Raw genomic sequence first — 12951 nt, forward strand, 5'->3', positions numbered from 1 at the left:
CAGGTCAGATTTCACGCTTGAGCTTGTCCGCCAGCTTCAGGGACAAGGCTGCAATCGTCAGCGTGCAATTCACCGAGGCCGCCGTGGGCATGACGCCGCTGCTCGCAATGAACAGATTCGAGTGGTCGTGCGTGCGGCAATCCGCATCGACGACGGAATCCGCCGGATCGCTGCCCATGATGGTGGTGCCCATGATGTGATTGTTCGGCGCGAAGGTGTCGTCGAACGACACTTCGGCGCCACCGAAGAGCGTCGCGATCTGCGCATAGAGTTCGTGCGTGTTCGCCGCGCTCTTCTTCACATAGTCGTTGATCGAGTAGTAGATCTCCGGCTGCGGAATGCCGAGCGAATCCTTGTGATCCGCCGAAGGCACGACACGATTCTGCGGCTCGGGCAAATGCTCGTGAAAGCTGTTGATGTTCAGCGTGCGCGCCACACGGTCACGAATCTGGCGATCCAGTTCGGCGCCGGTGAGACCCTGCTTGATGAGCTCGGCAGTGACGGACAGGGTCGGCACGCCGTTGGACAAATGCAGCTTCTTGGCGGCGTAGTCAGAGCGAAATGCACCGTCGCGGAAGTTCACTACCGAGGTCATTTCCATCGGCCCACGTCCGGGCCACAGCGGCTCGTTGGCGAGGAAGGTCACGCCCGTGCCCGGATGGTCCATCAGGTTGCGCCCCACCTGGTCGGAGCTGTTGCCGATGCCATGCTGGAACTTGTCGGAGGTCGACATCAGCATCAGCTTGGGCGTTTCAATGCCGTTGGCTGCCAGCACGAACAGCTTGCCGCTCACCCGTGTGCTGTTGCCGTTCGGATCCTTGTAGTGGACCGCCGTAATCAGACCTTTATTGTCGGCTTCGACGCGATACACCACCGCTTGCGGAATCAGCTTCGCGCCCGCTTGCTCCGCCTTCTCGGCATGCACCACGCCGTTATACATTGCCGCGATCGGACAGATCGGCATGCAATTGTTATTGCCGCAGCAGGTCGGGCGCGCATCGTAGGGACGGCTGTTGCGGGCCACCGGCTCGGGCACCACCTTGAAGCCTTGGGCGTTGAGCACGTCGCTAAAGCGCTGATCCATGTACGACAACGGCAACTGGCTCATCGGATAGGGCTTGGATCGCGGCGAGCCGAGGTCGATGCTGGTATCGGGACCGGACACGCCAAGCTGTTCCTCAGCGGCGTAATACCAGGGCTCGAGCGTTTCATACGGATACGGCCAGTCGCGGCCCACCCCGTAAAGCTTTTTCAACTGGAAGTCCGAGGGAAGCAGCCGCCATGCAGCAGCAGCCCAGTGCCAGGTGGTTCCGCCCACCAGCCGCACATACTGCGAGTTGTACGGGTAGTCGCCCTTCTGGATCAAATAGTTGTTGGCCGGCGCATACTCGGGATGGGGCGCGTAAGGCGTGGAAGGATACGGCGTTGCAAAGTCGGACTTGGCGGGAGAATTGCGGAAGTTCTCGACAATCTGCCAGCGCGGAATGCGCGGCCCGGCTTCGAGCACGATAACCGAGGCGCCGGCCAGAGCCATCTGATGTGCAACCAGACCACCTGCCACGCCCGAACCGACTACGACGATGTCGGCGGAATTTGAATTTGCCATTGTTGCCCTCTTCTGCTGTGTCGACAGGGGTTCGCGCTAAAGCGCCATCGCCTGTCTCATGCAACTTGTTGCATTTATCGCTGCTTGCTTGTTTGTGCATGCCACAGTCGCAACCAGGGCGACCGGCCCGACCGGCGGCATGCGCGAAAGGCATGCCGTGCGTCAGGCGCCGACGGGCTTTTGGGTCCAGTAAAACGGCACGTCGCGGCAATAGGACGGAATTGTCAGCACGTCCTTGACCGGATCGAACATCAACGCGCTCTCGTAAGCCACCACCTGCACATGCGGCATCTCGCCGACGAGGCCCAGGTACCAGGCGCGCATGACGGCGCCCACGGTCCTGGCAAGCACCGGCTGATCGGTCTGCAAGGCTTGTGTGACCGTGTCCGATGGCACGCCGCCGTGACCTTGCAGCCAGGTGTTAAGGCTGGTGACATTCTGCGTGAACTGGCTGTCGGAGCGGGCCAAGGCGTCGTAGACGCGCTTGCTGAGGACCGGATCGAAGGCGGTTCGACCGGTCAGATGCTGTGAAAGGGCAAGGAAGGCGTCCAGACCGCCACCGGCAGGCGCGTCCGCAAAGGCGGGAGAAATCCCGAACGACAAGTCAAAAGACGAGCCAGGCGGCATGCCGAAGCGGCCAGCGCTAGTGAACGCCAGCCCGGCAGCCGCGGCGCACGCGCCCAGCAGCCAGGTGCGGCGGCCTGCGGAATGGGCGTGCGTCACGGCGCGGTGCGCATCGTTCTCATCGTTGTCTTGAACATCTGCCATGGGGGCCCCACAGATGATGAGTCATTATTCAACCGGCCAACTTTACTGGCTGCGGCATGCCGCACCCTGCAAGTTGTTCCGGTTGTCCGCCCCAAAACCTGGTCATTGCCGCTTAAGCGGTCTCGTCATGGTGTCGCAACACAGCGTGAAAACCCGGCGCAAGGCCGTTGCGAAAGACTATAGCCGCCCCGCGGCCATTCGACAATTGGCGCCCGAGGCTCGCGGTAGAATCAACGACGCTCAATTCTGCTTGACAGTGCAGTGCCGATCCCGTCGCAACCTCACCTTGACTGCCCATGCCAACGAGCCTCTATCCGCAGGTCCTACGCAACCGCCCGCGCATGATCGCGGCACTCGTTATCGGTATCGCCGCCGCACTGGCATTGCCCTGGCACATGAGGCCCATGGTGCGGGTGCTGGCCGCATGGGACGTCGCAATATGGACGTACCTCGTGCTGATCTGGGTGCATATGGCGGGTGCGCATGAGAACAAGGTCCGCGAGTTTGCGCAGCGCGACGACGAAAACGCGGGCGTTGTCCTGATCGTGATCTGCGCCGCCACGCTGGCGAGCATCGCGGCCATCGTCCTCGAACTGGCTTCTGCGAAGAACCTCGGCGCGGCATCGACCCTCGCGCACTATCTGGTGACCGGCCTGACTATGTTCGGTGCATGGTTCCTGATTCCGACCATTTTCACGCTGCACTACGCGCGCCTCTACTACGGCTCGGATCCGCACGAAACCGCACTGCTGTTCCCCGATCACAAGCTGCAACCGAACTATTGGGACTTTCTGTACTTTTCGTTCACGATTGCCGTCGCGTCTCAAACTTCGGACGTGGTACTCAGATCGCGCTCGATCCGGCGCGCCGCACTGGCGCAGTCGATTCTCTCGTTCTACTTCAACGTGGCCGTGCTGGGCCTGTGCGTCAACATCGCAGCCGGGTTGCTTGGCTCGTAACGCGAGCGCCAGCGCGCTCGCGGCATCATGACCTCGTGCACCGGGATCGTAGATTGTTAACTTAACGATCCGGGCGCCTCTCCCTTTTCGTGTAAAACCCGCGTAACGGGCACCCAAATTACACACCAGCGGCGCACCTCATCCTGCCAACGCCGCCACCCTACTCCCACGCCCTCACGCTTTCCTCCACTTTCGCGGCCGCCTTCTCCGTTGGCACAACGCTTGCTGAAGAGCGTACATTTACCTGGTCCAGGACCGCGTGGCGGGTGCATGCGCGCGCGTAGTGTTCGTTACTGCCCGGCGGGCAGGCGATCTTTGCACTACATTGACCAGTACGCGCGCTGAGTTCATACAGCGCGCGGCCCCCGGCTCTGGAAGCCCCAATGAGCGGTGTGATCGCATCTCGACGCATCCACATCGCGGCAGGACGAATCTGGAAACGACCGATGGAACCTTCACAAAGGTATGCGCCGCGGATCTATTTTCTCCACTCTCTCCTCGTCGGGCCCCTCGACGCGTGGCCTGCGCACTTCGCGCACGCGGCCGCGCTCGGCTTCGATCATGTGCTGATCGGTGCGCTGTTCCAGCCCGGACGGGCCGGACACGCGCAGGTCGTCAGCGATCACCGTCATTTGCACCCGGTCTTCGGGGCACAGCAGGACGCGCCCGAAGCGCTGCGCAGCCTTGGCGCCGCGGCGCGCCAGCATGGCCTCGCCGTGCTGGCCGACCTCGTGATCGATCGCTTCGCGGCCGACAGCGCCGTTTTCTCCGAACATTCGGACTGGTTCCACCCGTTTGAATCGGAAGAAGCGCGGCTCGATCCACGCCATGCGCACCGCGAGGACAACGTCGCCTATGTGAATTTCGGCAACGAAGGCAGCTCCGCCGCGCTGCTCGACTGGTGGACCCGCGAGTTGTGCACGCTCGCTGAAGCGGGGGTGGCCGGCTTTCGTTTCGATTCGCCGCACCGCGTGCCGGTCCAGTTCTGGCGCCAGCTTGGTGCAGCGGTACGCGCGCAGCATCCCGAGATACGCTTCCTCGCGGCGACACCGGGTCTCGCACGCACCGATCTGCTGCATCTCGAAGGCGCGGGCTTCGACAGCGTGTTCTCGTCGGTGCGCTGGTGGGACTTCCGCGCCAGCTGGCTGACCGACGAACATGCCGCACTGACCCGCGTCGGCCGGCCGATCGCGTTTCCCGAAGCGCCTTACGGCACCCGCCTCGCGGCCGATCTCGGCGACGCCCACGACGCCTCGATGCTCGAGCGCGCCTACCGCCGCGCGCTGGTCACCGCGGTGGCGACCGGCACCGGCTGGCTGATGCCGATGGGCTTCGAGTACGGCATCGCCCAGCCCATGTCGTATTCGCGCGGCAACGCGGCGCAATATGCCGAGCTATGCAAGGCGGCGCGCTTCGATCTGTCCGAGCGGATCAAACATGCCAACGGCGTACTGCATGAGACCGACGCTTTGCAGAGCGTCGGCGAGCTGCGCGCGCTCAGCGGTCCGAGCGCGCCTGTCGCCGTCCTGTTGCGCGGCGACCGCCTCGATCTGCGCGACAGCCGGCAGGCGGTCCTGATCGTCATCAACGCCGACCTTGGCATACCGGTTCGGGTCGATCCTGCGCGCTTTCTGGCCGGCGTGCCGGGCAATCTCACGCGCTTCGTGCCGCTCGAAGCCGCGGCGCTTGCGCCGTCCGCCCCGCTCGCCCCATTCACGCTCGCACCCGGCGCCTGCCTGCTGTTCGACGCGGAGGCGGACAAACCCGTGCTGCTCGCGCCGCCCATCGACAAGGCAAACAGCAAACGCAGCGGCCACAAAACCGTGCTCGAGGCCATTACCGCGCCGCGCGTGGCGATCGAAAGCGTAACGCCGGCGGTCGACAACGGCCGCTTTGTCGTCAAGCGCACGGTCGGCGAACGGGTTGACGTGACGGCGGCGATCTTCGCGGAAGGACACGACAAGATCGCGGCCGCCGTCATGTGGCGTGCGGCCGATGAAACGGCCTGGCATGAAGTGCCGATGCTTCCCGCGCCACCCGCAGGCAACGACCTGTGGCATGCGCGCATTCCGCTCGAGCGGCTGGGCCGGCACGAATTCGTCGTGACCGCGTGGCGCGACGACTTTGCCTCGCTGGTCGAGCACGTACAGAAGAAACTGAAGGCCGGCCAAACCGTCGAGCTTGAAATCGACGAAGCCAGCCACCTGTTTGCGCGGGTGCTGGCCGAAGTGGAAACGGTGGAAGGCGCCGTGACCGGGCCGCTCGAACATTTCGTCAAGGTCTTCACCAAGGCGGACCTCGACACGCGCGTCGCGCTGCTGCTCGCGCCCACCACGGCCAAGGCGATGACCGCGGCGCGTCACCGGCCGTTCCTGACGCGCGACCCGGTGGTCTACCGGATCGACGCCGAGCGGACCGCCGCGCGCTTCGCAAGCTGGTACGAAATCTTCCCGCGCTCGATGAGCGACGACGAAGCGCGCCACGGCACCTTCGCGGATGTCACGAGGAAGCTGCCGCGTATCCGCGATATGGGTTTCGACGTGCTGTATTTCCCGCCGATCCACCCCATCGGCCTTGCCAACCGCAAGGGCCGCAACAACTCGCTGGAAGCGCTGCCGGGAGATGTAGGCAGTCCGTACGCCATCGGCGCCGCCGAAGGCGGCCACACGGCCGTCCATCCGCAACTGGGCACGCTCGACGACTTCAAGCGGATGCTCGCCGCTGCGCACGAGCATGGCCTCGAAATCGCGCTCGACTTCGCGATCCAGTGCTCGCCCGATCATCCGTGGCTGAAGGAGCATCCGACGTGGTTCGCCTGGCGCCCCGACGGCACGCTGCGCTACGCCGAGAATCCGCCGAAGAAGTATCAGGACATCGTCAACCCGGACTTCTATGCACATGACGCCAAGCCCGACCTGTGGCTCGCCTTGCGCGACGTGATCCTGTTCTGGGTCGAAGCAGGTGTGCATATTTTCCGCGTCGACAATCCCCATACGAAACCGCTGCCGTTCTGGGAATGGATGATTGCCGATGTCCGCGCACGCCATCCCGAGACGATTTTTTTCGCGGAGGCCTTCACGAGGCCACGCATGATGTACCGGCTCGGCAAGATCGGTTTCTCGCAGTCGTACACGTATTTCACGTGGCGCGAGTCGAAGCGCGATTTCACCGAGTATCTGACCGAACTCACCCAGACCAACATCCGCGAGTACTACCGGCCAAACTTTTTCGTCAATACGCCGGACATCAACCCGCGCCATCTGCAGTCGTCAGGACGTTCCGGTTTCCTGATCCGCGCGGCGCTCGCTGCCACGCTCTCAGGGCTGTGGGGCGTGTATAGCGGCTTCGAACTGTGCGAAGCCGCCGCACTGCCGAACAGCGAGGAATATCTCGACTCCGAGAAGTATCAACTGCGTGCGTGGGACTGGAACCGGCCCGGCAATATCGTCGGCGAGATCAGCGCCTTGAACCGGATTCGCCGTGCCAACCCGGCGTTGCAATCGCATCTGGGCGTGACGTTCCTAACGGCGCACAATGACCAGATCCTGTTCTTCGAGAAGGCCACCGAAGCGCGCGACAACGTGCTCGTGATTGCCATCAATCTCGATCCGTTCAACGAGCAGGGTGCGGATGTCGAGCTTTCGTGGGCCACGTTTGCCCATTGGCATTTGAACGATCAGGCAGCGCTCGAAGTGGTCGACCAGATAAGCGGGGCGCGCTTCGAGTGGTACGGCCGCTGGCAGCACGTACGCCTCAACCCCGGCGCCATGCCGTACGCGATCTGGCGCATTGCGCCCGCTGGCGGCCTGCCGCCCGAGCCTCCCAGCGCAGACGACGACAGCGGCAGCCATGCAGACGCTGGCCACCCATTCCCGACTGAAGGTGCGTATGAAACGTGACGACCCAACCGAGAGCACGTTGCAAGCCCACACCGCCGCAGCAGCCGCTGCGTCTACAGGCAGCCGCGCCGCGAAACCGAAGGCAGTGCGGCGCGGCAAGGCATCGACGCTCAGCGACGACCCGCTCTGGTACAAAGACGCGATCATCTATCAGGTGCACATCAAGTCGTTCTTCGACGCGAACAACGACGGCGTGGGCGATTTCCCCGGGCTGATCGCCAAGCTCGACTACATTGCCGAGCTGGGCGTCAACGCGATCTGGCTGCTGCCGTTCTATCCCTCGCCGCGCCGCGACGACGGCTACGACATTGCCGACTATCGCAGTGTGCACCCGGACTACGGACAGATTTCGGATGTGAAGCACTTCATTCAGGAAGCGCACGCCCGTGGCATTCGTGTGATTACCGAACTGGTCATCAACCATACGTCAGACCAGCACCCGTGGTTCCAGCGCGCCCGGCTGGCGAAGCCCGGCTCGAATCATCGCAACTTCTACGTGTGGTCCGATACGGATCAGAAGTATCTAGGGACACGGATCATTTTTATCGACAGCGAGCCGTCTAACTGGACGCATGATCCGGTCGCGGGCGCTTACTACTGGCACCGCTTTTACGCGCACCAGCCCGATCTGAATTTCGACAATCCGGCGGTGCTGAAGGAAGTGCTGCAAATCATGCGCTTCTGGCTCGATATGGGCATCGACGGGCTGCGTCTCGATGCAGTGCCGTATCTGGTGGAACGCGAAGGCACCAACAACGAGAACCTGCCGGAAACGCACTCGATCCTGAAGAAGATTCGCGCCACGATCGACGCTGAATATCCGAACCGGATGCTGCTCGCCGAAGCGAACCAGTGGCCGGAGGACGTGAAGGAATATTTCGGCGAGGAGGACGAATGCCATATGGCGTTCCACTTCCCGCTGATGCCGCGCATCTACATGTCGATTGCGAGCGAAGACCGCTTTCCGATCACCGACATCATGCGGCAAACGCCGGACCTGGCCGAGACGAACCAGTGGGCCATTTTCCTGCGCAATCACGATGAACTGACGCTCGAAATGGTCACCGATTCGGAGCGCGACTACTTGTGGAATACCTACGCGAGCGATCGCCGCGCGCGCCTGAACCTGGGCATCCGGCGCCGTCTTGCGCCGCTGATGGAGCGCGACAGGCGGCGCATCGAGCTGATCAATTCGCTGCTGCTGTCGATGCCCGGCACACCCGTGATCTATTACGGCGACGAACTCGGCATGGGCGACAACATCCACCTCGGCGACCGCGACGGCGTGCGCACGCCGATGCAATGGTCGTCGGACCGCAACGGCGGTTTCTCTCGTGCCGATCCCGAGCAACTGGTGCTGCCGCCGGTAATGGGCTCGCTCTACGGCTTCGATGCGGTCAACGTCGAAGCGCAGAGCCGCGATCCGCACTCGCTGCTCAACTGGACCCGGCGCATGCTCGCCACACGCCGCGCAAAGCAGACCTTTGGGCGCGGCACGATCCGTTTCCTGAAGCCGGCCAATCGCAAGATACTCGCGTATCTGCGCGAGATGCCGGGTGAACCGTCGATTCTGTGCGTCGCGAATCTGTCACGCGCCCCGCAGGCCGTCGAACTCGATCTGTCCGAGTTCAACGGCACCGTGCCGATCGAGATGACCGCCGACTCGGTGTTCCCGGCCATCGGCCAGCTTACCTATCTGCTGACGTTCCCACCCTACGGCTTCCTGTGGTTCCTGCTGTGCCCCGGCACCCAGCGTCCAGCCTGGGGCCAGGCGGCCTCCGAGCCGTTGCCCGAATTCGTCACCATTGTGATCCGCGAGGGCCAGACGGGTCCGACGCCGGAAAACGTCCGCTTGCTCGAATCCGAAGTGTTGCCTTCGTGGCTGAGCCGGCGCCGCTGGTTCGCCTCGAAGGATCAGAAGATGCACGCGGTGCGCCTCGCCGCATTGACAACGATTCCGAACGGCGGCTTCGCCTTCACCGAAATCGAAGCGGATGTCGGCGATCACACCGAGCGTTATGTGTTGCCGATTGCGATTACATGGGGTGGCGAAACCACCTCGCCTTTGTTCATGCAACTGGCGCTGGCGCGCGTGCGCCGCGGCCGCAACGTTGGGCATCTCACGGACGCGTTCGCGCTGCCGATCTTTGCGCACAACGTCCTGCGCAAGCTGCGTGAGCGCGCAGTCGTGCCCACGGTGCAGAAGAGTGAAATCTGCTTCATCCCCACCGAGCGATTCGACGAGCTCCAACTGGAAGAGCGGCCGGAGATTCGCTGGCTGGCCGCCGAGCAAAGCAACAGTTCGCTGGTGATCGAGGACGCGGTGGTGCTCAAGCTGGTGCGCCGGCTCGTGAGCGGCATCCATCCCGAAGCGGAAATCAGCCGCTATCTGACCAGGATCGGCTATGCGAACACCGCGCCGCTGTATGGCGAAGTGGTGCGCATCGATCCGGCCGGCGTGCCGCATACGCTGTGCATTCTGCAGGGCTTCATCGACAACCAGGGCGATGCGTGGAACTGGGCGCTCGACTATCTGCGCCGCACCGTCGATGAACTCGCGCTCGCCGTCGATGCCGACGACGCCGCGCCGGACCCCGAAAAGGAAGCGCAAGCCATCGAAGGCTACCAGGAGATGGCCGCCATTATCGGCAAGCGCCTGGGCGAGCTGCATGTCGCGCTCGTGGCGCCGACGGATGATCCCGCGTTCTCACCCGAACCCGCCACGCCGGAAGACGTCCGGGCATGGATCGACGGCACGCAGACCATGCTCGCCACCGCGCTCGACCTGCTCGCGCAACGTGTCGAGCAACTGACCGACGATACGAAGGAACTGGCGCAAAGCCTGCTCGATCGGCGTGCGGCGCTGACCGAGGCCGTCGCCAACCTCGTCTCTGCCGATGCCGGCGCCCTGCGCACCCGCATTCACGGCGATTTCCATCTCGGTCAGGTGCTGGTCGCCCAGGGCGATGTGTTCCTGATCGACTTCGAAGGCGAGCCGGCACGCTCGCTTGAGGAACGGCGCCAGAAATCGAGCCCGATGCGCGATGTCGCCGGCCTGCTGCGCTCGTTCTCGTACGCCAGCGCAGCCGCGCAATCCACCACGGAAAGCGCGCCGCAACAAACCGCGGACCGCAAGCGCGCGCTGTTCGACCGCTTCCGCGGCTACGCGGCCGAGAGCTTTCTCGACGCATACCGCACCGCGGTGGCCCTTGCCACGCAACCGCTGGTTGCCCCGTCCGCCGAACAGGCCCTGCTCGACCTGTTCCTGATCGAGAAGGCGGCCTACGAAATTCGCTATGAGGCCGCCAATCGTCCAACCTGGCTCGGTCTCCCGGTGCGCGGCCTGGCCGCGCTCGCGAGCCGCTTGCTGGGCGACACCGGCACGCCCCACGAGCCAGAGCCGGCGGATTCGTCAGCCGCCACACCGCCTAACCCGGCCGAGGGCGATTATGAGTGAGTTCGATCCGGCCTCCGGCCTGCAACCGCTCGATCTCGACGCGCTCGTCGAAGCACGGCACCCCGACCCGTTTTCGCAACTGGGCCTGCATCAGAGCGACGCGGGGCCGCTGGTGCGCGCGCTGCTGCCGAACGCCGCACGCGTGACGGTGATTGCGCGTACCGATGGCGCGACGCTCGGCGAGCTGCAGAAAATCCATCCCAACGGGCTGTTCGTCGGACGCATCAGCGCGTCCGTGCCGTATCGGCTGCGTATCGACTGGCACGGTCCGGTGCAGGAAATCGAGGATACCTATTCGTTTGGCCCCGTGCTGGGCGACGAGCCGTTGCAGCGGCTGGCCCACGGCGATCCCTATGCAGTGCTCGAATGCCTCGGCTCGCGGCCGGTTGAAATCGACGGCGTGCCGGGCGTGCGCTTTGCAGTGTGGGCGCCGAATGCACGACGTGTCTCTGTGGTCGGCGATTTCAACGCCTGGGACGGGCGCCGCCATCCGATGCGCTTGCGCCATCAGGCGGGCGTGTGGGAGCTGTTCGTGCCGCGTGTCGGTGCAGGCACACGCTACAAGTACGAACTGCTGTCGCGCGACGGCCATCCCCTGCCGCTCAAGGCCGACCCCTGCGCGATGCAAACCGAAAGGCCGCCGGCTACGGCGTCGGTCGTCGCGCACGTCGACGAGATCGAGCAGTTCCCATGGACCGACAGCGCATGGATTCAGGCACGTGGCGCCAACCAGACGCCGCGCTCGCCGATTTCCATCTACGAGGTGCATGCCGAGTCGTGGCTGCGTATCGCCGAGCACGGCCATCGCGGACTCGACTGGAGCGAACTGGCGGAGCGGCTGATCCCCTACGCACAGGGTATGGGTTTCACGCACATCGAATTCATGCCGATTGCCGAGCACCCGTTCGGTGGCTCCTGGGGATACCAGCCACTCTCGCAGTTCGCACCGTCCGCGCGCTTCGGCACGCCTGAGCAGTTCGCGCACTTCGTCAATCGCGCCCACGAGGCAGGGCTCGGCGTGATTCTCGACTGGGTGCCGGCCCATTTTCCCAACGATGCGCACGGCCTCACCGACTTCGACGGCACGCCGCTCTACGAGCACGCCGATCCGCGCGAAGGCTATCACCAGGACTGGAACACGATGATCTACAACCTCGGCCGCAACGAGGTGAGCGCGTTCCTGATCGCCTCGGCGCTGGCCTGGCTCAAGCGCTATCACGTGGACGGCCTGCGCGTGGATGCAGTGGCCTCGATGCTGTATCGCGACTATTCGCGCGCCGCCGGTGAATGGGTGCCGAACATCTACGGCGGGCGCGAAAATCTCGAATCGATTGCGTTTCTGAAGCGCCTGAATCACGAAGTCGGCTATGTGCCGGGCGTACCCGGCGCCATCACGATTGCGGAGGAATCGACCGCGTGGCCGGGGGTGACCGCACGCGTCGAGGACGGTGGCCTCGGCTTCGAGTTCAAGTGGAACATGGGCTGGATGCACGACACGCTGCACTACATGCACGAAGACCCCGTGCACCGCCGCTATCACCACCACAACATGACCTTCGGGATGGTGTACGCGTATTCCGAGTGCTTTGTGCTGCCGCTCTCGCACGACGAGGTGGTGCACGGCAAAGGCTCGCTGCTCGGCAAGATGCCCGGCGACCGTTGGCAACGCTTTGCCAACCTGCGCGCGTATTTCGGTTTCATGTGGACCCATCCGGGCAAGAAGCTGCTCTTCATGGGCGGAGAGTTCGGCCAGATGGCGGAGTTCGATCACGACGGCTCGCCGCATTGGCATCTGCTCGACGATCCGTTCCATCACGGCGTGCAGAAACTGGTGCGCGACCTGAACCACCTCTACTGCGACGAGCCCGCGCTATACACGCTCGACTGCGAGCCCGGCGGCTTCGAGTGGCTGATCGGCGACGATAGCGAAAACAGCGTGTTCGCCTTCCGCCGCGTCGACGGCGCCGGCCGCGAACTGGTGACCGTGTGCAACTTCACGCCGGTGCCGCGTCTCGGCTACCGCCTCGGCATGCCGCTCGCCGGGCGCTGGAGCGAGATTCTCAACACGGACGCCAGCGTGTACGGCGGATCGAATCTCGGCAACGCAGGTTTGATCTACACGGAGGACATAGCGAGCCATGGCAGGCCACAATCGGCCTCGTTGATCCTGCCGCCGCTCGCGACCATCGTGCTGCGCGCGGACACCTGAGAGGCGCGCCGGCCAAACCCCGCTGCATTGAGTCAACGCAAGGAAGGAACGCA

The 12951-nt window shown here is 63.9% G+C and carries 6 protein-coding genes; 4 read left to right on the top strand and 2 right to left on the bottom strand.

Annotated elements, in window-relative coordinates:
* Positions 1–4 precede the first annotated feature (4 nt).
* Both FFS45_RS31935 and FFS45_RS31940 read right to left on the bottom strand, forming a co-directional pair.
* Positions 5–1606: a GMC family oxidoreductase gene (locus FFS45_RS31935; RefSeq protein WP_137958635.1), complete on the bottom strand. Its 1602-nt coding sequence runs from the start codon at positions 1604–1606 to the stop codon at positions 5–7.
* Positions 1607–1768: 162 nt separating this feature from the next.
* A complete protein-coding gene (locus FFS45_RS31940) occupies positions 1769–2374 on the bottom strand; it encodes a sugar dehydrogenase complex small subunit (RefSeq protein ID WP_137958636.1) in 606 nt (201 codons plus the stop codon).
* Between the two features lie 296 nt (positions 2375–2670).
* On the opposite strand from FFS45_RS31940, the gene FFS45_RS31945 reads away from it, so the two are divergent.
* The 4 genes from FFS45_RS31945 to glgB all read left to right on the top strand — a co-directional run bounded on the left by FFS45_RS31945 (position 2671) and on the right by glgB (position 12898).
* On the top strand, positions 2671–3333 hold the full coding sequence (locus FFS45_RS31945; RefSeq protein ID WP_137958637.1) for a DUF1345 domain-containing protein: 663 nt from the start codon (positions 2671–2673) through the stop codon (positions 3331–3333).
* Between the two features lie 446 nt (positions 3334–3779).
* A complete protein-coding gene (locus FFS45_RS31950) occupies positions 3780–7232 on the top strand; it encodes a maltotransferase domain-containing protein (RefSeq protein WP_137958638.1) in 3453 nt (1150 codons plus the stop codon).
* On the top strand, positions 7222–10689 hold the full coding sequence (treS, locus tag FFS45_RS31955) for a maltose alpha-D-glucosyltransferase (protein WP_137958639.1): 3468 nt from the start codon (positions 7222–7224) through the stop codon (positions 10687–10689). The genes FFS45_RS31950 and treS overlap by 11 nt, the downstream gene beginning before the upstream one ends.
* On the top strand, positions 10682–12898 hold the full coding sequence (glgB, locus tag FFS45_RS31960; protein WP_137958640.1) for a 1,4-alpha-glucan branching protein GlgB: 2217 nt from the start codon (positions 10682–10684) through the stop codon (positions 12896–12898). Before treS ends, glgB begins: the two co-directional genes overlap by 8 nt.
* Positions 12899–12951 lie beyond the last annotated feature (53 nt).

Source organism: Burkholderia sp. 4M9327F10 (assembly GCF_005503145.1).
Lineage (GTDB): Bacteria > Pseudomonadota > Gammaproteobacteria > Burkholderiales > Burkholderiaceae > Paraburkholderia.